This window comes from Curtobacterium sp. ME26, assembly GCF_903970945.1.
Lineage (GTDB): Bacteria > Actinomycetota > Actinomycetes > Actinomycetales > Microbacteriaceae > Curtobacterium > Curtobacterium citri.
Window position 1 is genome coordinate 1 of record NZ_CAJCKG010000015.1, and the last position, 22,836, is coordinate 22,836.

At 72.8% G+C, this 22,836-nt stretch carries 21 protein-coding genes; 4 read left to right on the forward strand and 17 right to left on the reverse strand.

The features are described from left to right. A partial coding sequence (locus H7A69_RS07895) for a PH domain-containing protein (protein WP_182046555.1) occupies nucleotides 1–444 on the reverse strand: 444 nt, incomplete at its 3' end. A gap of 4 nt (nucleotides 445–448) precedes the next feature. Further along, nucleotides 449–1,306 carry a biotin--[acetyl-CoA-carboxylase] ligase gene (locus tag H7A69_RS07900; protein ID WP_182046556.1) on the reverse strand — a complete coding sequence of 286 codons (858 nt, stop codon included), beginning with the start codon at nucleotides 1,304–1,306 and terminating at the stop codon, nucleotides 449–451. Between the two features lie 75 nt (nucleotides 1,307–1,381). Here H7A69_RS07900 and H7A69_RS07905 point away from each other — a divergent pair, with 75 nt between their 5' ends. Both H7A69_RS07905 and H7A69_RS07910 read left to right on the forward strand, forming a co-directional pair. After that, nucleotides 1,382–2,977 carry an acyl-CoA carboxylase subunit beta gene (locus H7A69_RS07905; protein WP_069712232.1) on the forward strand — a complete coding sequence of 532 codons (1,596 nt, stop codon included), beginning with the start codon at nucleotides 1,382–1,384 and terminating at the stop codon, nucleotides 2,975–2,977. A gap of 40 nt (nucleotides 2,978–3,017) precedes the next feature. After that, complete coding sequence (locus tag H7A69_RS07910; protein ID WP_182046557.1) at nucleotides 3,018–3,311, forward strand: acyl-CoA carboxylase subunit epsilon; 294 nt, start codon at nucleotides 3,018–3,020, stop codon at nucleotides 3,309–3,311. A 538-nt stretch (nucleotides 3,312–3,849) separates the two neighbouring features. On the opposite strand, the gene H7A69_RS07915 is transcribed toward H7A69_RS07910, so the two are convergent. The 4 genes from H7A69_RS07915 to H7A69_RS07930 form a co-directional block, all read right to left on the reverse strand. Then, nucleotides 3,850–4,899: a hypothetical protein gene (locus H7A69_RS07915; RefSeq protein ID WP_259346140.1), complete on the reverse strand. Its 1,050-nt coding sequence runs from the start codon at nucleotides 4,897–4,899 to the stop codon at nucleotides 3,850–3,852. Continuing rightward, nucleotides 4,896–6,233: a sensor histidine kinase gene (locus H7A69_RS07920; RefSeq protein ID WP_182046558.1), complete on the reverse strand. Its 1,338-nt coding sequence runs from the start codon at nucleotides 6,231–6,233 to the stop codon at nucleotides 4,896–4,898. The genes H7A69_RS07915 and H7A69_RS07920 overlap by 4 nt, the downstream gene beginning before the upstream one ends. Nucleotides 6,234–6,238: 5 nt before the next feature. Next, complete coding sequence (locus tag H7A69_RS07925; RefSeq protein ID WP_069712231.1) at nucleotides 6,239–6,955, reverse strand: response regulator transcription factor; 717 nt, start codon at nucleotides 6,953–6,955, stop codon at nucleotides 6,239–6,241. Between the two features lie 128 nt (nucleotides 6,956–7,083). Next, nucleotides 7,084–8,343, reverse strand: a complete 1,260-nt coding sequence (locus H7A69_RS07930) for a class I SAM-dependent RNA methyltransferase (protein WP_182046559.1) — start codon at nucleotides 8,341–8,343, stop codon at nucleotides 7,084–7,086. 14 nt (nucleotides 8,344–8,357) lie between these two features. Here H7A69_RS07930 and H7A69_RS07935 point away from each other — a divergent pair, with 14 nt between their 5' ends. Together H7A69_RS07935 and H7A69_RS07940 are read left to right on the forward strand one after the other, a co-directional pair. Beyond that, nucleotides 8,358–9,167 (forward strand): Maf family protein, encoded by an 810-nt coding sequence (locus tag H7A69_RS07935; RefSeq protein WP_182046560.1) that lies wholly within the window; start codon nucleotides 8,358–8,360, stop codon nucleotides 9,165–9,167. A 79-nt stretch (nucleotides 9,168–9,246) separates the two neighbouring features. Beyond that, nucleotides 9,247–11,025: an acetyl/propionyl/methylcrotonyl-CoA carboxylase subunit alpha gene (locus tag H7A69_RS07940; RefSeq protein WP_182046561.1), complete on the forward strand. Its 1,779-nt coding sequence runs from the start codon at nucleotides 9,247–9,249 to the stop codon at nucleotides 11,023–11,025. A gap of 82 nt (nucleotides 11,026–11,107) precedes the next feature. On the opposite strand, the gene H7A69_RS07945 is transcribed toward H7A69_RS07940, so the two are convergent. The 11 genes from H7A69_RS07945 to H7A69_RS07995 form a co-directional block, all read right to left on the reverse strand. Next, nucleotides 11,108–12,043: a hypothetical protein gene (locus H7A69_RS07945; protein WP_182046562.1), complete on the reverse strand. Its 936-nt coding sequence runs from the start codon at nucleotides 12,041–12,043 to the stop codon at nucleotides 11,108–11,110. A 204-nt stretch (nucleotides 12,044–12,247) separates the two neighbouring features. After that, nucleotides 12,248–13,900 carry a phospho-sugar mutase gene (locus tag H7A69_RS07950; protein WP_182046604.1) on the reverse strand — a complete coding sequence of 551 codons (1,653 nt, stop codon included), beginning with the start codon at nucleotides 13,898–13,900 and terminating at the stop codon, nucleotides 12,248–12,250. 74 nt (nucleotides 13,901–13,974) lie between these two features. Beyond that, nucleotides 13,975–14,802: a purine-nucleoside phosphorylase gene (locus H7A69_RS07955; RefSeq protein ID WP_182046563.1), complete on the reverse strand. Its 828-nt coding sequence runs from the start codon at nucleotides 14,800–14,802 to the stop codon at nucleotides 13,975–13,977. Nucleotides 14,803–14,864: 62 nt separating this feature from the next. Beyond that, nucleotides 14,865–15,143 carry a PTS sugar transporter subunit IIB gene (locus H7A69_RS07960; protein WP_069712225.1) on the reverse strand — a complete coding sequence of 93 codons (279 nt, stop codon included), beginning with the start codon at nucleotides 15,141–15,143 and terminating at the stop codon, nucleotides 14,865–14,867. Continuing rightward, nucleotides 15,140–15,586, reverse strand: coding sequence for a PTS sugar transporter subunit IIA (locus tag H7A69_RS07965; RefSeq protein ID WP_069712224.1), 447 nt, complete (start codon nucleotides 15,584–15,586; stop codon nucleotides 15,140–15,142). The genes H7A69_RS07960 and H7A69_RS07965 overlap by 4 nt, the downstream gene beginning before the upstream one ends. A 4-nt stretch (nucleotides 15,587–15,590) precedes the next feature. Then, the gene (locus H7A69_RS07970; RefSeq protein ID WP_069712223.1) at nucleotides 15,591–16,703 is read right to left on the reverse strand and encodes an adenosine deaminase; all 1,113 of its coding nucleotides are present in this window, start codon (nucleotides 16,701–16,703) and stop codon (nucleotides 15,591–15,593) included. A gap of 109 nt (nucleotides 16,704–16,812) precedes the next feature. Further along, nucleotides 16,813–18,102 (reverse strand): thymidine phosphorylase, encoded by a 1,290-nt coding sequence (locus tag H7A69_RS07975; RefSeq protein ID WP_182046564.1) that lies wholly within the window; start codon nucleotides 18,100–18,102, stop codon nucleotides 16,813–16,815. A gap of 1 nt (nucleotide 18,103) precedes the next feature. Beyond that, entirely contained in the window at nucleotides 18,104–18,487 is a 384-nt protein-coding gene (locus tag H7A69_RS07980) for a cytidine deaminase (protein ID WP_069712349.1), read from the reverse strand. A gap of 181 nt (nucleotides 18,488–18,668) precedes the next feature. Further along, nucleotides 18,669–19,958: an ABC transporter permease gene (locus H7A69_RS07985; RefSeq protein WP_182046566.1), complete on the reverse strand. Its 1,290-nt coding sequence runs from the start codon at nucleotides 19,956–19,958 to the stop codon at nucleotides 18,669–18,671. After that, nucleotides 19,955–21,301 carry an ABC transporter permease gene (locus H7A69_RS07990; protein WP_411469356.1) on the reverse strand — a complete coding sequence of 449 codons (1,347 nt, stop codon included), beginning with the start codon at nucleotides 21,299–21,301 and terminating at the stop codon, nucleotides 19,955–19,957. Before H7A69_RS07990 ends, H7A69_RS07985 begins: the two co-directional genes overlap by 4 nt. Next, nucleotides 21,298–22,818, reverse strand: a complete 1,521-nt coding sequence (locus tag H7A69_RS07995) for an ABC transporter ATP-binding protein (protein WP_069712219.1) — start codon at nucleotides 22,816–22,818, stop codon at nucleotides 21,298–21,300. Before H7A69_RS07995 ends, H7A69_RS07990 begins: the two co-directional genes overlap by 4 nt. Nucleotides 22,819–22,836: the final 18 nt, after the last annotated feature.

Consider the following 22,836-nt stretch of genomic DNA (forward strand, 5'->3'; position numbering starts at 1 on the left):
GTGCAGAACCGCGACCACGAGGTCGGCGTGCGGCACGTCGGCGAGCACGAGCGGCGGTTCGTCGCCGGGGAACACGAGCACGTCGCCCGAGCGCCACACCCCCTGCATGCCCTGCCGCCGGACCGTCACGTCGTACCCGCGGGAGTGCAGGAGCTCGCGGCGGGTGCGGGTGCCGAGACCGTGCGACACGACGAGCCGCCGGGTCGTGACGACGTACCGCTCGGACATCCACCGCAGCAGCGGGACGAGTCCCCCGAGCACCACGAGCAGCACGGTCAGACCGGCGACGACGACGTTGAGCCAGGCGAGCTGCGCCCGGAAGACGCCGAAGCCGAAGCCCCCGGCGAGTGCCACGAGCACGACGAAGACGGCCGGGCGGACCAGCCGGCGGGCGTGGGGCCGGAGTCGCGCGACGACGCGTTCGGGCGGCGTCTCGGCGGTCATGCCGTCATGCATACCGCAGGTGGGTGAGGTCCCCCACCGCGACGCCCCTGGACCGGCCGTCCCGATCCCGGATCGTGATGCGGCCGTCGTCGTCGATGCCGGTGGCGTCGACCTCCTCCACCGTGCCGTCGGGCAGCTCCAGGCGGACGCGGCGACCGATCGTGCCGCAGGCGGCCCGGACGCGGGACCGCACCGTCTGCGCGGCGTGACCGCCCGCGACCAGGGCGGCCACCGCCTCCAGGACGGCCGTCGTGGCGGCGGACAGCACCGCGTCCGCCAGGGTGGGTGCGTCGTCGACGGCGCCCGCGACCGCGAGCGAGGTGGACGTCGGCGTCGGCAGGCGGTCGGCGGGGATGGTCAGGTTGACGCCGGCCCCGACGACGACGCTGCCGTCCGACGCGACCTGGCAGAGGATCCCGGAGACCTTGCGGCCGTCGACGAGGACGTCGTTCGGCCACTTCACCAGCACGCGCGGCTCCGTCGTGCCGCCTGCGTCGTCGTCGGTCGGACGGGAGGCGCGACCCGGCCCGGTCGTGTCCGGCAGCACCGCGGTCACCGCGTCGCGCATCGCGAGTCCGGCGACGAGCGGCAGCCAGCCGCGGTCGCGGTCGTCGAGGTCGGCGCGGACGAGGACGCTCGCGGCGAGCGCCTGCCCGGCCGGGGCGCTCCAGGTGCGGTCGAGACGCCCGCGACCCGCGGTCTGGTCGAGCGTCACCACGACGCTGCCGTGCGGCCGGTCCGGCGCGACGGCGAGCAGGTCGGCGTTCGTCGAACCGGTCCGGTCGCGGCGGTCGAACCGCCCGCCCGCGGCCTCGACGACGGCACGGGATCGCGGCAGGTCGGCCTGCTCCGGTGTGGACATGCACGCAAATGTACGGGCAGGAACCGTGGGGGTCCTCCAACCGGGGCCGTCCGTGCCCGCCGGTAGGGTGAGCGGGTGACCACAGGAGACACCCCCGACCTCTCGACCACGGCCGGTCGCCTCGCGGACCTGCGCGACCGGTACCACGAGGCCGTGACCGCCGCGGGCGAGGCCGCCATCGCGAAGCAGCACGCGAAGGGCAAGGGCACCGCCCGCGAGCGCATCGAGCAGCTCCTCGACGAGAACTCGTTCGTCGAGTTCGACGAGTTCGTCCGCCACCGCACGACGTCGTTCGGCATGGACGCCAAGCGGCCCTACGGCGACGCGGTCGTCACCGGCGTCGGCACGATCCACGGCCGCAACGTCGCGGTCTACGCGCAGGACTTCACCGTCTTCGGCGGGTCCCTGGGCGAGGTCGCCGGCGAGAAGATCGTCAAGGTGATGCAGCACGCGCTGAAGACCGGGGTGCCGATCATCGGCATCCTCGACTCCGGTGGCGCCCGTATCCAGGAGGGCGTCGTCGCCCTCGGCAAGTACGGCGAGATCTTCCGCCTCAACACGCAGGCCTCCGGTGTCATCCCGCAGATCTCGATCGTCATGGGCCCGGCCGCCGGCGGTGCGGTCTACTCCCCTGCCCTGACCGACTTCGTGATCATGGTCGACAAGACGAGCCACATGTTCGTCACCGGACCGGACGTCATCAAGACCGTGACCGGCGAGGACGTCGGCTTCGAGGAGCTCGGCGGTGCACAGACGCACAACGCCGTCTCCGGGGTCGCGCACTACCTGGCCGAGGACGAGTCCGACGCGCTCGACTACGCCCGTTCGCTCGTCGGCTTCCTGCCGGACAACAACCTGTCCGACGCACCCGCCTACGACGTCGCGCCCGAGCTCGAGACCACCGACGCCGACCACGAGCTCGACACCGTCATCCCGGACTCGACGAACCAGCCGTACGACGTCACGACGATCATCGAGCACGTCGTGGACGACGGCGAGTTCCTCGAGGTCCAGCCGCTCTTCGCGCCGAACATCATGGTCGGCTTCGGTCGGGTCGAGGGCCGTACGGTCGGCATCATCGCCAACCAGCCGCAGGCCATGGCCGGCACGCTGAACATCGACGCCGGCGAGAAGGCAGCCCGCTTCGTCCGGTTCTGCGACGCGTTCGGCATCCCGATCCTCACCCTCGTCGACGTGCCCGGCTACCTGCCCGGCACCGACCAGGAGTGGACGGGTGTCATCCGCCGCGGGGCGAAGCTCCTCTACGCCTACGCCGAGGCGACGGTGCCGCTCGTCACGGTGATCACCCGCAAGGCGTACGGCGGGGCGTACATCGTGATGGGGTCGAAGCAGCTCGGCGCCGACATCAACCTGGCCTGGCCCACGGCGGAGATCGCGGTCATGGGCGGGCAGGGCGCCGTCAACATCCTGTACCGCGCCGAGATCAAGCGCGCCGAGGAGGCCGGCGAGGACGTCGCCGCCGTCCGGGCGCGGCTGGCGAACGAGTACACCTACAACGTCGCGTCGCCGTACCTGGCGGCCGAGCGCGGTGAGCTCGACGGGATCATCCAGCCGCACGCGACGCGCGTCGCGGTCATCAAGGCGCTCCGGGCACTGCGGGGCAAGCGTGCCGCGCTGCCGCCGAAGAAGCACGGGAACATCCCGCTGTGACGGCCGTGCAGTGCACCGAGGGCCCCGGAGGCGACGCCTGATGGGTCGCCACGCCGCGGCCGTGCCCGCCGACGCTCCGGTGCCGACCGACGCTCTCGTGCCGACCGACGCTCTCGTGGGGACGGGGGCCGACGTGACCGTCGTCGCCGGGGACCCGAGCCCCGAGGAACTCGCCGCCGTCGTCGCCGTGCTGCAGCGCCGGGCAGACGAGGTCGCCGCCGCCGGGCGTGCCGACGTGACCGTGTCGCCCCGCGCCGGCTGGGACGCCTCGGCGCGCGGCCTGCGCCGCCCGCTCGAGCACGGGCACGACGCCTGGAGCCGCTCGATCCGCTGACCCCCCCGGCCGCACCAGCCGCGCACCCGACCCCCGCCGTTCACCGGCGGGGGTCTTGCGCGTCCGGGGGGAACCGGGCGACGATGTACCCCGTGGCCGAGCGCCGCTCGCGACCGGATCGACGGGTTGCAGCGTGCACTTCCCGGTCCGTCTCCCCCTGATCGGGGGACACCGCGCGGGGCACGGCACCGGAACGGGCTGATTTGTCCCCCGAAATGACGACTGACACGCCCGTGCGGACCGGGCATAGTAGTTCGTGTTCGGTGTCCTTCAACGAAGAACATCATCGGTCGGTGGCCGACTAGGGTACGACGCCATCGACCAGCTACGAGCCAGGGCGGTATTCGGGTTGTCGCTCAGGCTCGGGTCGTGAACGGGCCGGTTCCTCGGAACCGGCCCGTTCCCCGTTTCCGGCACCATCCTCGATCCGGTCTCGCTCCCCACAGCTCGGGCTGCCGGCCGCACTCCGCGCCGCAGTCGCCCGTCACGCCGCAGAAGCCTGCAACTCCGCAGTCGCTCGTCGCGCGACGGCTGCGGGTCAGACGGTCGCGTGCCGCGGGATCTCGAGCCAGAGCACGACGGAGTCGTCCTCGTCCCCGTCCTCGTCGTCCAGCCCCGCTCCGAGGGCCGCCGACTCGCTCGCCGCCGTGTCGAGCCGCAGCCCCACGACGGTGACCGCCGCGTCCGCGCCCTCGGCGACGGTCCGCACGATCACGTTGTCCGCCCCGCGGGCCCGACGCAACGCCTCGGCGATCTCGGCGTGCACGCGCCGCAGGTCCTCCACCTCGAGCTCGTCGAGGCCGCCGTCGTCGTGCAGCTGCACGGTGGCACCCCGTCGTCGGAGGCGCATGACCTCGTCACGGACGTCGTCGGAGAGCAGCGAGCGCCCGCGGATCTCGTCGCGGATCGCCTGCTCGAGGTGCAGGCTCTCCGCGCGCTCCGCCTCCGTCAGGTCGCCCCCCTGCGCGATGACCTGCTGCAGCATCGGCAGCGCCATCCGGGTCGTCTGGCTCAGGCGGAGCTGCCGTTCGAACACGTGGGCGTCCTGCGCGGCCTGCCAGTCGGCGGTCTCCTGCTCGGCGCGGAGGAACTCCGTGGTCGCCGTGGTCGCCCGGCTCATCGCGACGGCGAACCACGTCGCGATCGCCACCCACGCGACGCTGCCGGCGACCCCGAGGTCGGCGAACGCACCCGGCCCCGCCCACAGCACGACGTAGAGCGTCAGGAAGGCCACGCCCACCCACGCGAACGCGCGGCGGCCCCGCACGACGAGCACGACCATGAGCGTGCCGACGGCGGCGACCCACCAGGTCGTCGAGTCGTTCTTGTGCGCGAGGTCGGCGACGGGGGCGGCGATCACCGGCAGCACCAGCGCCGTGGCGAGCGCGAAGCACGCCGCCCAGACCGGCAGCGCCCTCCCCGGGGCGAAGAGGACGACCGCGCTCGCCACGGCGTAGAGGGCCATGCACGCCACGACGGGCGAGACGTCGGTCACCGTCGTGAACGAGGCGAAGCCGAGCACGAGCTGGTACACCGAGAACAGCGCGGCGAGCCCGATCGCGACCCGCGCGGGCAGCGACACCCTCACGCCGGCACCTCCGGGGTCCACTCGAGCCGGATGCGCGTCCCCGCGCCGGGGTTGCTCGAGACCACGGCGGTACCGCCGACGGCCTGCACACGCTCGACGATCGACCGCCGGACGCCGAGCCGGGCTGCCGGGACGGCGCCCAGGTCGAAGCCAGCGCCGTCGTCACCGACCTCGACGCGCACCGCGCTGCCGCGCTGGTCGACGCTCACCCAGCGGTCGACCTGCGGTCCCCCGGCGTGCTGCACGCTGTTCACCGAGGCCTGGACCGCCGCGGCGGCGAGGGCCTCCGCGACGATGGCCGGCACACGCAGCCCACCGTCGTGCCCGTCGATCAGCCGGACCGGTGCGGCGAGCCCGTCGACGGCCTCGGCGATCCGGTCCCGCAGTTCGTGGACCGGGACCGGCGGGGCCTCGCCGGGCTGGTCGGTGGCGGCGGCGGCGAGGTGGTCGATCGCGTTCCGGGCCATCCGCGCCGCGAGCGCCCGGGCCTCGGGTGTGTCCGCCCGCGCAGCGGAGAGCAGGGTCGTGAGCACGCTGTCGTGCACGATCGCGTCCACCTGCACGCGCTCGACCTCGGTCGCGTGCTCGCGGATGGCCGCCGAGTACCGCCGGACCGCCGTCGCCTGCGCCGTGTCCACCGCGGCCGCCGCGCGACGCAGCAGCACGGCGATGACGAGCACCGCGCCGCTGAGGAACGCGGTGAAGACGCCCTGGAGCACGGCGGGCAGTCCCGCTTCGCCCCCGAGCGGCGTCAGGCGGATCGCCACGTAGACGGCGGGCACGAGCGCGGTGTAGACCGTGGCGCGCCAGGGCGCGAAGCCGAGCGCGGCCGCGGTCGAGCCGACCGTGCAGAACCACCACGGCCACGGGACCTGGTCTGCGGGGATCGCCTGGTGCACGGTGAGCGGCCACGTGACGAGCACGACGAGGAACAGCAGGGCACAGCTGATCTGCGCGACCTGCGCCAACCGCTGCACGAACGCCGTCGCCCCGACGAACAGGAACGAGGCACCGAGTGCCGCCGCCGACACCGGACCCCAGACCTGGTCGAGGTTCGGGAACTGGCCGACGACCTTCGGCGCGTACAGCGCCCCGAACCCGATGGCGGTCAGTGCGAGGAGCACCGAGAACAGCCGCTCGACCGACGCCTGGGTGATGGCGGACCGCACCCCTCGCGTCGGATCGGCACCGAACGGTGCCGACGTCGACGACGCCCCGGTCGCCGCGCCGGGACCGACGTCGACGGACGGCGCTGCGGCGGCGCGGGTGGCGGTGTCGCCCGGTGCGGTCCGGTCGGTGCGCCGGGACCTCGCCGGCTCGGCCGTGGTGGCCACGGTCGTCAGCGGCCGTCGGTGTCGGGGTCGATGCCGGAGTCGAGGCCCGGGAGGATCCCGTCCTCGACGGCACGACGGAGCAGGTCGACCTTCGTCGGCGCCGGACGTCCGACCTCCACGTACTTCACGCGGATGCGGTCGAGGTACTCCCGGGCCGTCGAGTAGCCGATGCCGAGCTGCTGCGCGGCGAGCTTGAGCGGCAGGCCGGATGCGTAGAGGTGCAGGATCTCGCGCTCACGCCGTCCGAGCTGCGCCTTCGCGAAGTCGCGGTCGGCGTCGATCGCGCTCGCCCACTCGAGGTTGTTGAGGACGTCCCCGCGGGCGACGGTGGCGACGGCGGCCATCACCGTCTTCGTCGCCGAGGACTTCGGGATGACGCCGGCCGCCCCTGCGGCCAGGGCCTCGCGCACGCTGGCGACCCGGTCGGCGATGGAGTGCACGAGGACCGCCGATCCGGTCCCCTGCACGCCCTTGACGTTCGCGGTCACGGTCGAGCCGTCGCCGAGCGACAGGTCGAGCACGACGACGTCGACCTCACGCCCGCCGAGGTTCGCGACGTACTCGGGCACGCTCGCGGCGGTGAGCACCACCTCGAACCCCTCGTTCTGGCACGCCGCCTGGATGCCGAGCCGCACGGACTCGTGGTCGTCGACGACGGCGACACGGACGGGCCTGGTGGCCAGTCCGGTCGCTCCGCTGCTGGTGTTCGTGTCTGCTGCCACGGTGGCCTCTCGTTCCGATGCACGCCCGGCCCCTGTCGCCGGGAGCGATCATCGTCTGAGGATACCCGTGTCGGCGGCCCCGACGGTGTTCCTGCACACCGCGGCACACCGGGCCGGGCCCGCGCGGCTCAGGCGATCGGCACGAGCCGCGCGACGGCCTCCAGGTGGTGGGTGTGCGGGAAGAGGTCGAAGGCCCGCAGCGCCTCGAGCCGGTAGCCGAGGTCCGCGAAGGTCGCGACGTCGCGGGCGAGGGCGACGGGGTCGCAGGCGACGTACACGACCTGCGCCGGCTGCAGGGCCGCGATCTGCACGACGACCTCGCGACCGGCTCCCGAGCGGGGCGGGTCGAGCACGACGGTGCCGGCGCGGAAGCGCTGCAGCTCCGGTCGGGAGGCGTCCGCCGCGGTCCGGGCGAGCCAGCGGTCCACGCGACCCGTCTCGGCACGGGCACCGATCCACTCGGCCAGGTTCTCCTGCGCGTGCTCGGTGGCGCGCGCGGCGCTCTCGACGCTCGTGATCCGGGCCTTCGGACCGACGACGTCCCCGAGTGCCGCCGCGAGGAGCCCGACGCCGCCGTAGAGGTCGAGGTGCTGCCCCTCGGGGTCGAGCCGGTCCCGGTCGACCAGGTCCTGCACGGCCGCGGTGAGCACGGCCGGCGCCTGCCGGTGCACCTGCCAGAAGCCGGTGTCGTCGACGGTGAAGGAGCGGTCCCCCACGACCTCGGTCACGACGGTGGGCTTCTGCTCGTCGATCACGAGTCGGGCGCCCTCGGCACCGCTCGGGGCGAGGACGTCGACGACCGAGGCCCCCGGCATCGCCCCGCGGGCCAGCGGCGCGGCGTCCTGCACGCGCTGGGCGGCGAGGGGCAGGGAGGTCACCGGCACGACCGTGTGCGACCGGGCGGCGAAGGGCCCGGCGGTGCCGTCCTCGTCGACGTGCAGACGGACACGCGTGCGCCACCCGAGGCCGTTCGTCTCGTCGTCGCCGGGGGCAGACTCGACCGTGACGTCGTGCCCGAGGACCTCGGTCAGGTCGGTCCGAGCGAACCGCGAGAACGCGTCGACCAGGACGTCGTGCTTGAGCGTGCGCTGGTGCGAGAGCGCGATGTGGCCGAACTCGGCACCGCCGGCGCGCACGGCCGGGTCGCGGTCGAGCGCTGCCTCGGGCCAGACGTGGTCGACACGGTGCTCGCTCGGCGTCACGACGGACACCGTGTCGGCGCGCCAGAACGACTTCTTGCGGTCCTCGGTCACCCGGGCGACGACGCGCTCCCCCGGCACCGCGTCCGAGACGAAGACCACGCGCCCCTCGTGCCGTGCCACCGAGATGCCGCCGTGGGCGATCCCGGTGACGTCGAGTTCGAGCAGCGTGCCGACGGATTCACCCATGGTTCGATGTTCCCATGCGTCTGTACCTCGCGAGTACGTCCCCCGCCCGCCGTGCGCTCCTCGCGCAGACCGGCATCGAACCCGTGCTCGTCGCGCCGGGGGTCGACGAGGACGCCGCGGTGGCCGCCGCGTCCGCCGCGCTCGGGCGCGACCTGACCGGACCGGAGCTGGTCGGGCTGCTCGCGGTCGCCAAGGCGGACGCCGTCGCGGACGCCCGGATCGCCGGCTCCCCCGTCGACGGCTTCGTGTTCGGCGGCGACTCCGCGTTCGAGGTGGACGGTGTGCTCTACGGCAAGCCCCACGACCCGGAGGTCGCCCGCGAGCGGTGGCGGCAGATGCTCGCCGCGGGCGGCGGCACCCTGTGGAGCGGACACTGCGTCGTGGACCGACGGCTGGACCGCGGGCCGGACGCGGCCCTGGACTCGACCACGGACCGGACGGGAGGCGCGGGGCGGGCCGGCACCGTGCCTCCCGTCCGACAGGTGGACCCGTCGGGCGGCGGGGCGCTCGGCGTGGCCGGCCACCTGGGGGACGTCGAGCCCGGCGGGTCGACGCTGGTCGCCGCCGGCGACCACGTCGTCGCGGTCGACAGTGCGGTGCTCACGTTCGCCGACGACATGGACTCCGAGGAGATCGACGCGTACGTCGCGACGGGCGAGCCGCTCGAGGTCGCCGGGGCCTTCACCATCGACGGCCGGGCGGCCGCGTACATCACCCGGATCGACGGAGCACCCTCGGCCGTCGTCGGCCTGTCGCTGCCCGTGCTCCGGTCGATGCTGCTCCGCGGGTTCGGCGTCGCGTGGCACGACCTCTGGTCGCTGTAGACATCCACACTCGATCGACGTCGTTCTTTGTACGTGCCGGTCAATTCCGGCTGCCGTGGCACGAATAGGCTGACTCACCATGCCCCGTATCAGCAAGGTCCTCATCGCGAACCGCGGCGAGATCGCCGTCCGCATCATCCGCGCGGCCCGCGACGCAGGCAAGGCATCGGTCGCCGTGTACGCCGACCAGGACCGTGACGCGCTCCACGCCCGCCTGGCGGACGAGGCCTACGCGCTGAACGGCACCACGAGCGCCGACACCTACCTCGTCATCGACAAGATCATCTCGGTGGCCCGCCGCTCCGGCGCCGACGCCGTGCACCCGGGCTACGGGTTCCTCGCCGAGAACGCCGACTTCGCGCGCGCCGTCATCGACGCCGGGCTCACGTGGATCGGCCCGTCGCCGGAGTCGATCGAGCGCCTCGGGGACAAGGTCTCCGCCCGGCACGTCGCCGAGAAGGTCGGCGCGCCGCTGGCCCCCGGCACCATCGAACCCGTGCAGGACGTGTCCGAGGTGTTCGACTTCGTCGACCAGGTCGGGCTGCCCGTCGCGATCAAGGCCGCCTTCGGTGGTGGCGGGCGAGGGCTGAAGGTCGTGCGGTCCCGCGAGTCGGTCGAGGAGCTCTTCGAGTCGGCGACCCGCGAGGCCATCGCCGCCTTCGGTCGCGGCGAGTGCTTCGTCGAGAAGTACCTCGACAAGCCGCGGCACGTCGAGACGCAGTGCCTGGCGGACGAGCACGGCAACGTCGTCATCGTCTCCACGCGTGACTGCTCGCTGCAGCGCCGGCACCAGAAGCTCGTCGAGGAGGCACCGGCGCCGTACCTGACGTCCGAGCAGGAGACGCGGCTGTACGAGTCGTCGAAGGCGATCCTCCGCGAGGTCGGCTACGTCGGTGCCGGCACGTGCGAGTTCCTCATCGGCGCCGACGGGACCGTGTCGTTCCTCGAGGTGAACACCCGCCTGCAGGTCGAGCACTGCGTGTCCGAGGAGGTCACCGGGATCGACCTGGTCCGCGAGCAGTTCCGCATCGCCGAGGGCGGCACGCTCGACTACGAGGACCCCGCCCCCCGCGGCCACTCGTTCGAGTTCCGCATCAACGGCGAGGACCCGGGCCGCAACTTCTTCCCGGCGCCCGGCCCCGTCCACGCGTTCAACGCCCCGTCCGGCCCCGGCGTCCGTGTCGACTCGGGCGTCGTGTCCGGCGACGTCGTGTCCGGCTCGTTCGACTCGATGCTCGCGAAGCTGATCGTCACCGGCGCCACGCGCGAGGAGGCGCTCGAGCGCTCCCGTCGTGCCCTCGCCGAGTTCGAGGTCACCGGTCTGCCGACCGTGCTGCCCTTCCACCGCGCCGTCGTGTCCGACCCGGCCTTCGCCACGGACGACGCGACGCCGTTCAGCGTGTACACGCAGTGGATCGAGACCGACTTCCAGAACGACATCCCCGCCTGGAGCGGTTCCCCCGAGGAGCTCCCGGCTCCCGTGGCGCGCGAGAGCGTCGTCGTCGAGGTCCAGGGCAAGCGCATCGAGGTCACCATGCCGTCGATCGTCGGCGGTGGCGCCGCCGGTGCTGCTGGCCGTCGCCCCGCGGGCCCGTCCGCTCCCCCGAAGCGCCGGTCGTCCGGCGTGAAGGGCGGTCTGGTGTCGTCCGGCTCCGTGACGTCGCCGATGCAGGCCACGGTCGTGAAGACCGCGGTCGCCGAGGGTGACACCGTGGTGAAGGGCGACCTGCTCGTCGTCCTCGAGGCCATGAAGATGGAGCAGCCCGTGCAGGCCCCGCGGGACGGCGTCGTCACGGGGCTGAACGCCCCCGTCGGCCAGACGGTCTCGTCCGGCCACGTGCTGCTCGAGCTCGCGTAGGGCCACTCCGCTTCGAACCACGAAAGCGACGTCGAACCACGGCCCACCCCTGGTTCGACGTCGCTTTCGTGGTTCGTCGCGCTCACCACTCGGGCGTCACGCGGAGCCCACGACGCACCGGGACGCCGGCATCGGCCAGCATCGCGGGGAAGCGTCCTCCCGGGACGACGTCACGCCAGACCGGGCGGATGACGCCGCGCACCTCCGGGAGCGCTCGGAGGCGGTCCTCGCGGAGCTTCTCCGCGATGACGACCTCGTCCGCGGAACGCCCGACGCGCAGATCGGGATCGCGGTACTTCGCGAGCCCGTCGAACTCGACGACGAGGCCCTGGTCAGGCAGCCAGAAGTCGACCCGGCCGATCAGACCCGAAGCGTCGTTGAACACCTGCTGCTGGACGGGCGGCGGGCAGCCGACGTCGTGCATGACCAGGTGCGTGACGCTCTCCCCCGCCGACTCGGACAGCCCGTACGCGAGTCCGAGCACCTGTCGAGCGCGGCGGTGCGCGCGGACGGGGAGCCGTCGCGTGAGCATCTCCTGGAGGTCCGACTGCTCCACGCCCCGACGGACGGCCGCGTCCGCGACCGCCAGCGCACGGCCACGGTCGTACCGTAGGAGGACGTCGATCGCCGTCTCGGGGACGTCGGTGACGACCAGTCCGTCGACGACCGCGGTGCGCACCCGACGGCCGGCACCGGGCACCTTGTCGACGTGCCGGGTCCGCTGCGTCGTGGTCCGGCGGGGATCGGTCAGCGTCACCCGGTCGGGCACGGGCAGGATCCACGGCAGGCGGTGGAGCACGACCGCGGATGCGTGGGACACCACGGTCTCGGGTGCTCGCTCGTGCGCTGCCCTCGTCCGAGCGATGTGTCGCTCCCACTCGGTCGCCACGTCCCACTCGGCCTGGACGGCGAACGCCCCGTAGCCGATCACGACCAGCGCCCCACGCTCGACCATGCGCCGCTGGCGGCGTGCCGCGGCCGGGTCCGGGTGCTCTCGGACGACGTTCGGAACGGTCATCTGGTCAGGATGCCGATCCTCGGGCTCCCCGACCGCGCTCGACGGCCGCGGCGTGGAGGACGCCCCCGTTCCACAGCGCCGCGACGACGAGTGACGAACCACGGATCCGACGTCGAACCAGGCGCAGGGCGTGGTTCGATGTCGGATCCGCGGTTCGACAGCGCGGTGGCGGCGGCGGCGGCGCGCGGCGGCGGCGCCGGCGGGCTACGACACCAGCGGGCGGACGTCGGCGGCGAGGGCGTCGACGAGCGCCTGCGCCTCGGCGGGCGACTGCGCCACGGTGTCGATGTACACCTTCACCTTGGGCTCGGTCCCGCTCGGGCGCACGATGACCCGCGCACCCCCGTCGAGGTCGTAGCGCAGGATGTCGGAGGGCGGGAAGCCCTCGACGCCGTCGACGTAGTCGGTCACCTGCGACACCGTCCGGCCACCGAGCGTCGTCGGCGCAGCAGCGCGCAGGGCCGCCATGACCTCGCCGATCCGCGACAGGTCGTCGACACGCGTGGCGACCTGCCCGGACGCGAACGCCCCGAACCGCACCGCGAACGCGTCGAGCTCGTCGGCGATGGTCTTCCCCGAGGCGGCGAGCGACACGGCGAGGTCGAGCAGCGCGAGCGCGGCCGAGATCCCGTCCTTGTCGCGGACGACCGCGGGGTCGACCAGGTAGCCGAGCGCCTCCTCGTAGCCGAAGACCAGGTCGGGGACGCGCGACACCCACTTGAAGCCGGTCAGGGTGTCCCGGTAGGCCAGGCCGTGGTGCTCGGCGACGCGGGCGAGCGCCGGCGAGGAGACGATCGACGCGGCGAGGGTCCCGCCGGTGCCGGCCTCCTCGGCGCGGGCGGCCGCGCGCCATCCGAGCAGCCAGCCGACCTCGTTGCCGGACAGCCGTCGGAACGACCCGGAGCCGTCCGGGATCGCGAGCGCGAGACGGTCGGCATCGGGGTCGTTGGCGATGACCAGGTCGGCACCGACGGCGACGCCCCGGGCGATCGCCAGGTCCATCGCGCCCGGCTCCTCCGGGTTCGGGAACGACACCGTCGGGAACGCCCCGTCCGGCTCGATCTGCTCCGGCACGACGGCCGGCTCGGCGAAGCCCGCGGCGGCGAACACCGCGCGGGCGGTCTCCCACCCGACACCGTGCATCGCCGTGTAGACGACCGTCGGCTGGGCGTCGACCGGGAGGCTCGGGGCCGGCACCGTCGCGGCCGTCGCGTCGACGTAGGCCTGCACCAGGGCGTCGCCCGCCACCGTGTAGTCGGTCGCCCGGGCGAGCTCGCGCACGTCACCGGCGGCGACGGCGTCGATCGCCGCGGCGATCTCGCCGTCGACCGGCGGCACGATCTGCGACCCGTCGTCCTCGCCGCCGAGGTACACCTTGTAGCCGTTGTCCCGCGGCGGGTTGTGGCTGGCGGTGACCATCACGCCCGCGCCGACCCCGAGGTGCCGGACGGCGAACGCGAGCACCGGTGTGGGCAGCGCCGACGGCAGCAGCGTGACCTCGAGCCCGAGGCCGCGCATCACCTCGGCGGAGTCGCGGGCGAACACGTCGGAGTTCACGCGGCCGTCGTACCCGATCACGACGCTCCGGTCGCGCCCGGTGTCGATCAGGAAGCGCGCCAGGCCGGCGGCGGCCTGCGTCACGACGACGCGGTTCATCCGCTGCGGCCCGGCTCCGAGCTCGGCGCGGAGGCCTGCGGTACCGAACGTCAGGCGGCCGGAGAAGCGCTCGCGCAGCGAGTCCGCCGCTGCGGCGTCCCCGGACGCGGCGGACGAGACGAGCGTGTCGAGCTCGGCGCGGGTCTCGTCGTCCGGGTCCTGGGACGACCACGACCTGGCGGTGGTGAGGAGCGCCTCCAGACCGTCGAGGGGTTCGGCGCCCTCGCCGAGGTCACCGTCCGCGATGGCGCCGTCGGAGGGGCCGTCGTGCCGGGTCACAGTGCCGCCACCACGCGGGCGAGGAGGTCGGCGATGACCGGCTCGGCCTGCTTGCCGGCCTCGAGGACCTCGGTGTGCGACAGCGGCGTCTTCTGGATGCCCGCGGCGAGGTTCGTGATGAGGGAGAAGCCGAGGACCTCCATCCCGGCCTGGCGGGCGGCGATGGCCTCGAGCGCGGTCGACATGCCGACGATGTGCCCGCCGATGGTCTTCGCCATCTGGACCTCGGCCGGGGTCTCGTAGTGGGGGCCGCGGAACTGCGTGTAGACGCCCTCGTCGAGGCTCGGGTCGATCGACCTCGCGACCTCGCGCAGCCGCGACGAGTACAGGTCGGTCAGGTCGACGAACGTCGCGCCCTCGAGCGGGCTGTCCGCGGTGAGGTTGATGTGGTCGCTGATGAGCACCGGGGTGCCGGGCGTCCAGGTCTCCTTGATGCCACCGGCGCCGTTCGTCAGCACCATGATCGACGCCCCCGTGGCGGCGGCGGTGCGGACGCTGTGCACGACGCGGCGGACGCCGTGGTTCTCGTAGTAGTGGGTGCGGGCACCGATGACGAGCGCGTGACGGCCGTCCTCGAGGCGGATCGAACGCACCGTGCCGGAGTGCCCGGGCACGGCGGAGGCACTGAAGCCGGGGACCTCGGCCGCGGGGATCTCGGACACGGTCTCGCCGATGATGTCGGCGGCCTTGCCCCACCCGGACCCGAGGGTGAGGGCGATGTCGTGCCGCTCGATGCCGGACCGGTCGGCGATGACGGCGGCGGCGTCGCGGGCGACCTCGAACGGGTCGGCGGCGGGGTCGTTCAGCGGGTTCTCCGTGCTCATGCCCCGATCCTAGGGCGCGAGCGTCGAGCGGAGAGCCGACCACGCGGCCCTGTGGACAGCCGTCAGTGCTCCCCGAGCGCCCGGTCCACGGCCGCGGTGATCTCGCCCTGGTCGAAGTGGTTCCGGATCACGATGACCTCGGCGTAGGTGTCCCCGATCGCCTCGACGAACTCCGCGCTCGTGAGGATCACGTTCGCGTCCTCGGCGACGGCGCGCACGGACCCCACGTCCGCCGCGACGACCGACGCCGACAGCCCGAGCGCGCCGAGGGCCTTCTCGGCGTTCACCTTGAGGATGCCGCTCGAGCCGATGCCCGCGCCGCAGATGGTCACGATCTTCACGCCGGTGCCCCGAGGATCGTCCGGACCTCGTCCGCCGAGGACGCCGCTGCGAGGCGCCCGGTCACGGTGTCGTCGTTGAACGTGTTCGCGATCGCGCCGATCGACTCGAGGTGCGTGCCGACCTCCGCCACCGCCAGCCCCAGCACGACCGACACGGGGTCGTTGTGCGGGTGCCCGAACGACACCGGTCCGCGCAGGGTCACGACCGCCAGGCCGTCCCGCAGCACCGCGGGCCCCGGCCGGGCGTGCGCGAAGGCCAGCCCGGGCGAGATCACGATGTACGGGCCGTGCTCCTCGACGAGCTCGACCATGGCGTCCGTGTACGGCGGCGTCGCGGCCCCGGAGCGCACGAGTGCCGCACCGACGAGCCCGAGCGCCTCACGCCACGAGGACGCGTCGGCCCCGAGCACGACCGCGTCGTCCGGCAGCGGCGGGAGGGACATCGGACTACGCCTCCTGGTGTCCGGCCGTGATGGTCGCGATGATCTCCTCGCGGTCCTCGAGCGGCAGGAACGAGCCGAGCGCGGCGTTGATCTGGAAGGCGGCGAGGTCGTCGAGGTCGTACCCGAAGGTGCCGGCGAGCAGGGCGAGCTCGCGGGAGAGCGACGTCCGGCTCATCAGGCGGTTGTCGGTGTTCACCGTGACGCGGAAGCCGAGCTGGTACAGCACGTCGAACGGGTGGTCGGCGAGGTCGTCGCCCCACGCCGCGATCGCACCGGTCTGCAGGTTCGAGGACGGCGCGACCTCGAGCGGGATCTCCCGGTCGCGCACCCACGAGGCGACCTCGCCGAGGGCGGCGAGGGTCGACCCGTCACCGGCGTCGGACAGCGTGACGTCCTCGAAGATCCGCACGCCGTGGCCGAGGCGGAGCGCCCGGCCGTCGACGAGTGCCGAGCGGATCGAGGCCAGGCCGTCGGCCTCGCCGGCGTGGACCGTCGTCGGGAAGAGCTCGGACGCCAGGTAGTCGAAGGCGGCCCGGTGGTTCGCCGGCGGGAAGCCGGCCTCAGCCCCCGCGATGTCGAAGCCGACGACGCCGCGGTCGCGGTGCCGGACGGCGAGCTCGGCGATCTCGAGGGACCGGTCGGCGTGCCGCATCGCGGTGACGAGCTGCCCGATGCGGATCGAGCCGCCGGCCGCGTCGACGGCCTCGGCGATGCCGGCCTGCACGGCCTCCACCGTCTCGTCGAGGGTCAGTCCACCGCGCAGGTGCTGCTCGGGCGCCCAGCGGATCTCGCCGTAGACGACGCCGTCGGCGACGAGGTCCTCGACGAACTCCTTCGCGACGCGGTGCAGCTGCGGGGCCGTCTGCATCACCGAGGTCGTGACGTCGAAGGTCTTCAGGTACTCGACGAGCGAACCCGAGTCCGCCTGGTCGGCGAACCACTGCCCGAGTGCCTCGGGGTCGGTGGTCGGCAGGTCGATGCCGGCCTCTGCGGCGAGCTCGACGATCGTCGCGGGCCGGAGGCCGCCGTCGAGGTGGTCGTGCAGCGAGACCTTCGGCAGGTCGTCGATGACCGCTCCGGCGTCGGGCAGGCGGTGGGTCGGGGCGTCGGCGCTCATGCGGTCCAGGCTATCGGTGGTCACCGACTCCGTGCAGGTACCTGTGGACAACAGCGGCCGACACGCACTGGAGGCTTCCCACAGCGGTGCGGGAAGCCTCCGGACGTGGTCAGGACGCGATGCGCTCGCGCACGATCGGCCCACGGGGCTCGGCCGACGTCCCGATCGCCCACGCACCCTCGAGCGATGCGAGCGCGCGGTCGAAGCGGTCGGCCTCGTCGGTGTGGAGCGTCCACAGCGGCTGCCCGGCGGTGACGGTGTCGCCCGGCTTGACGTGCAGCTCGATGCCCGCCCCCGCCTGCACGGGGTCCTGCGCCCGGGCCCGACCGGCGCCCAGTCGCCACGCGGCGATGCCGAACGGCAGGGCGTCCTGCTGCACGAGCACCCCGGACTCCGTCGCGGTGACGACGTGCTGCTCGCGGGCGACCGGGAGCGCGGCGGACGCGTCGCCGCCCTGCGCCTCGATCATCCGCCGCCAGGTGTCCATCGCACGGCCGTCGGCGAGTGCGGCCGCCGGGTCGGCGTCCGGCAGCCCGGCGAGCGTGAGCATCTCGGTGGCCAGCGCGACCGTCAGCTCGACGACGTCGGCCGGACCATCGCCTTCGAGGACCGCGACCGACTCGCGCACCTCGAGCGCGTTGCCGATCGTCAGCCCGAGCGGGACCTCCATGTCGGTCAGCAGCGCCGAGGTCGCGACCCCGGCGTCGTTCCCGAGGTCGACCATGGTCTGCGCGAGCTCTCGCGATGCCTCGTACGTCGGCATGAACGCGCCGGAGCCGAACTTCACGTCGAGCACGAGCGCGCCCGTGCCCTCGGCGATCTTCTTCGACATGATGCTCGACGCGATGAGCGGGATGCACTCGACGGTGCCGGTGGTGTCGCGGAGCGCGTAGAGCTTCTTGTCCGCGGGAGCCAGGCCGGAGCCGGCCGCGCAGATGACCGCGCCGACGTCACGGAGCACGTCCATCATGCGGTCGTTCGAGATCGCCGCCTGCCAGCCGGGGACCGACTCGAGCTTGTCGAGCGTGCCGCCCGTGTGCCCGAGCCCGCGCCCGGACAGCTGCGGCACCGCGACGCCGAACGACGCCACGAGGGGCGCCAGCGGCAGCGTGATCTTGTCGCCGACGCCGCCCGTGGAGTGCTTGTCCACGGTCGTCTTGCCGAGCGAGCCGAACGACATCCGCTCCCCCGACGCGATCATCGCCAGCGTGAGGTCCTTGATCTCCCGGCGCTCCATGCCGTTGAGGAAGATCGCCATCGCGAGGGCCGCCATCTGCGGGTCCTCGACGTAGCCGCGCGTGTAGGCGTCGACCAGCCAGTCGATCTCGGGCGTGCTCAGCGCGTCGCCGGAACGCTTCGTGCGGATGAGGTCGACGGTGTCGAACGGCTCGACGGCCATGTCAGTGCTCCTGCTGGTAGGTGGCGAGGGTGCGCGGCCCGAACGCGTCGGGCAGGACCTCGTCGATGGTGCGGATGCCCGAGACCGTCTCGAGCAGCATGCCCTCGGTCGAGTGCTCGAAGAGGAGCTGTCGGCAGCGTCCGCACGGCATGAGCGTCGCGCCGTCGCCGTCCACGCACGTGAACGCGACGAGCCTGCCGCCGCCGGTCATGTGCAGCTGCGAGACGAGCGAGCACTCGGCGCACAGGGTGACGCCGTAGGACGCGTTCTCGACGTTGCAGCCGGAGACGATCCGGCCGTCGTCGGTGAGCGCCGCGGCGCCCACCGGGAACGACGAGTACGGCGCGTACGCCCGCCGCATCGCGGCGGTCGCGGCCTCCCGCAGGGCGGTCCAGTCGACGTCGACGCTCGCGTCGACGTCGACGCTCGCGTCGACGTCGACCTCGGTGTCGGCCTGGAGGGTCGTGGCCGGGTCCGTCCAGACCGGCTCGCCGGTCGCGGGGTCGGTGGTGACCCCCTGGTCACCCGTGTGGTCCGTGTCGGTCATGTGCCGTGCCTCCCGTCCGTCAGCTCTTGATGTACGGCTTGCCGGTGGCAGCCGGTCCCCGCGACTGTCCGACCAGGCCGGCGACCGCGAAGATCGTCACCACGTAGGGCAGCATGAGCAGGAACTCGCTCGGCACGGGCGAGTCGATCGCGCCGAGGATGTTCTGCAGGTTCGACGCGAAGCCGAACAGCAGCGCCGCGAGCGTCGCACGGATCGGGTCCCACCGACCGAAGATCACGGCGGCGAGGGCGATGTAGCCCGCCCCCGCGGTCATGTCCTTCGTGAACGGTCCGACCGCGTCGAGCGTGAAGTACGCACCGCCCAGACCGGCGATCGCGCCGGCGAGCGAGACGTTCCAGAAGCGCGTGCGGGCGACGTTGATGCCGACCGTGTCCGCCGCCTGCGGGTGCTCGCCGACCGCGCGGAGGCGGAGGCCCCAGCGGGTCTTGAACAGCGCGAAGGTGACGACCGCGACCGCGACGTAGGCCAGGTAGACCACGACGGTCTGCTCGAAGAAGACCGGGCCGATGACCGGGATCTGGTGCAGCAGCGGGATCTCGATCTTCGGGAAGCGGATGCCGATGTTCAGCGTCTGCTCGTTCGGCGACAGCACCTGCGAGTACAGGAAGCCGGTGAGGCCGGAGATGAACGCGTTGATGACGACACCGACGATCACCTGGTCGACCAGGTACTTGATGCTGAACGCCGCGAGGACGAACGACACCAGGACACCGGCGACGAGCGCACCGACGAGGCCGACCCACGCGGAGCCGGTGAGCGAGGCGATCATCGCCGACGTGAAGGCGCCGGCGAGGAACTGGCCCTCGATGGCGATGTTCACGACGCCGACCCGCTCGGAGATGACGCCGCCGAGGGCACCGAACACGAGCGGGACGCTCAGGCCGAGCGCACCGACGAGCAGGCCGGGCACGGGGATGGTGTCCCCCGCCGCCGACCACGTCAGGAAGCCGATGACGAAGAGGACCGCGAAGACCGCGGTGACCCAGAGCGGGACCCGGCGCGAGCCGCGGACCTCGACGACGGCGTACACCGTGACGAGGGCGAGCAGGACGATGACGACGATGCCCGTGCCGGTCGCCGGCAGGAGCACGTTCGGCAGCGCGAAGAAGTCGCCGCCGTTCGCGAGCCGGAACGTGGTGTCGCCGGAGCGGTGCAGGACGCCGAAGAACAGCACGGCCAGGACCGTGAAGACGGCGAAGCCGATCGGCGCCTTCCAGCTGCGGGTGGTCTCGACCGGACGGTCGGAGAGCGCGGGTGCGGATGCCGCGGTGGGGCTGATGGTGCTCATGCGGCGACCGCCTTCCGGGGGTTCTTCGCGCCACGGGCGCGGCGTCGGGCGCCCGGCTGCGGGATCCGGAAGATCGCGCGGACGAGGGGCGGAGCGGCGATGAAGAGGACGATGAGGGCCTGGATGACGCCGACGATGTCGATCGGGATGTCGTTCGCGGCCTGCATGGCGTAGCCGCCGTTCTTCAGGACACCGAACAGGATCGCCGCCCAGAAGACGCCCCACGGCTTGGAGCGGCCGAGCAGCGCGACCGTGATGGCGTCGAAGCCGATGCCGGCGTCGATGCCCGAGGTGAAGCCGGACGTGACGGCCCCCTGCACCTGGTAGGCGCCGGCGATGCCGACGAGCGCGCCGGAGATGACCATCACCCAGATCGTCAGGGCGGGCACGCTCATGCCGGCGACGCGGGCCGCACGCGGGTTCTCACCGATCGTGCGGAAGCGGAAGCCGAGCGACGACTTGTTGACGAGCCACCACACGACGACGACCGCGAGGAGGGCGACGACGAAGCCGAGGTCGATCCCGAAGCGCGGCCCGAACAGCGCCGGGAAGACGGCGCTCTCCTTCGTCGCGGGCGAGATCGGGTTCGAGCTGCCCGGTGCCTGCAGCAGCCCCGGGGTGCGGAGCAGGTAGCTCACCAGGTACAGCGCGACGTAGTTGAGCATGATCGTCAGGACGACCTCGTTGGCACCGGTGCGGGCCTTGAGGAGCCCGACGATGCCGCCCCAGATCGCGCCGCCGACGATGCCCGCGGCGACGGTGAGGGGGATGTGGACCACGGCGGGACCGTCGAACGAGAACCCGACCCAGCCGGCCGCCGCGGCGCCGACGAGGATCTGGCCCTGGCCGCCGATGTTGAACAGGCCGGCGCGGAACGACAGCGCGATGCCGAGACCGGCCGCGATCAGCGGCACGGCGTAGTCGACCGAGCGCGTGATCGGGGCGATCGCCTGCGCGAACGAGGCCGCACCGAAGTTGACGACCGATCCCTGGAACAGCGAGGAGTAGGCGCCGCCCACGGCCGTGCCGACCGCCCGGAAGGTGTCGGCGGGACGGGCGAAGAAGTAGCCGGCCGCGGCGCGGACGTTCTCGTCGGTGACGGCGATGAGGATGCCGCAGGCGACGAGCGCGAGCACGACGGCGAGGACCGTGACGAGCACGGACCCGTTGACGATGCTCTGCAGCGCGGTGCTCCAGCGGTCACCGCCGCCGGCGCGGCGCTCGGTGTCCTCCGCCGAGTCCGTCATGAGGTGCGGGGTGCCCTCGACGTCCTGCAGGCGGTCGTCGGTGGACGCCTCGGCCGGGGTCGCCGGCCGTGCGTCGTCTGGCGTGGGGGTGCTCACGCTGCCAGCTCCGTTCCTTCGGGGATCTCCCCGGCCATCATCAGGCCGAGGACGTCGCGCGGGGTGTCCGCGGGGACGATGCCGACGATGCCGCCGCGGTACATGACCGCGATCCGGTCGGCGAGCGCCACGACCTCGTCGAGCTCCGTGGAGACGACGATGACCGGGACGCCGGTGTCGCGGGTGGCGACGATGCGCTTGTGCACGAACTCGATCGACCCGACGTCGATGCCGCGCGTCGGCTGCGCCGCGACGAACAGCCGCAGCTCGCGGCTGAGCTCGCGGGCGAGGACGATCTTCTGCTGGTTGCCGCCGGACAGCCGGCCCGCCGCGGTGGTGCGGGACGGCGTGCGGATGTCGAACTCGGCGATCTTCTCGTCGGCGAACGCGTCGCGCTCGGCGGCCCGGATGGTGCCGGCTCGGACGAACTCGTCGTGGTCGGCGCGGTCGAGCATGAGGTTCTCGGCGATGGTGAACTCGCCGACCAGGCCGTCCTCCTTGCGGTCCTCGGGCACGAAGCCGACGCCGGCGTCGAGCACCTGCTTGACGGTGCGACCGGTGAGCTCCCGGCCGTCGAGCGTGATCCGCCCGGCGTGCACGGGCTCGAGCCCGATGATCGCCTCGGTGAGCTCGGTCTGGCCGTTGCCCTGCACCCCGGCGATGGCGAGGATCTCGCCGCGTCGGACGGAGAACGAGACGTCGTCCACGAGCACGACGCCCGAGGCGTCGGTCACGGTGACGCCGTCGACCACGAGGGCGTCCTCGCCCCCGGACGCGGGCGCCTTGTCGACGACGAGCGAGACCGCACGCCCGACCATGAGCGCGGCGAGCTCGTTGTTCGTGGCGGTCGGGGACGCCTCGCCCACGACCTTGCCGAGACGGATGACGGTGATGCGGTCGGCGACCTCGCGCACCTCGCGGAGCTTGTGCGTGATGAAGACGATGGCGGTGCCGGCCGCACGGAGCTGGCGCATGATGCCCATCAGCTCGTCGGTCTCCTGCGGCGTGAGGACGGCGGTCGGCTCGTCGAAGACGAGCACCTTCGCGTCCCGCGAGAGCGCCTTGATGATCTCGACGCGCTGCTGCACGCCGACGGGCAGGTCCTCGACCCGGGCGTCGGGGTCGACGTCGAACCCGAAGCGGTCGCTGATGTCGCGGACGCGCTGCCGGGCGCCCGCCAGGTCGAGCCGACCGCCGAACGTGGTCTGCTCCTGGCCGAGCATGACGTTCTCGGCGACGGTGAACACCGGCACGAGCATGAAGTGCTGGTGGACCATGCCGATGCCCGAGCGCATGGCGTCGCCGGGACCGTCGAAGTCCTGCACGACGTCGTCGAGCAGGATCTCGCCCTCGTCCGCCTGGTACAGGCCGTAGAGCACGTTCATCAGGGTGGACTTGCCCGCACCGTTCTCACCGAGGAGACAGTGCACCTCACCGGGTTCGACGGTGAGGGAGATGTGGTCGTTGGCGACGAGCGGGCCGAACCGCTTCGTGATGCCGCGGAGTTCGAGCTTCATGGTGTCTACTGCGTTCCT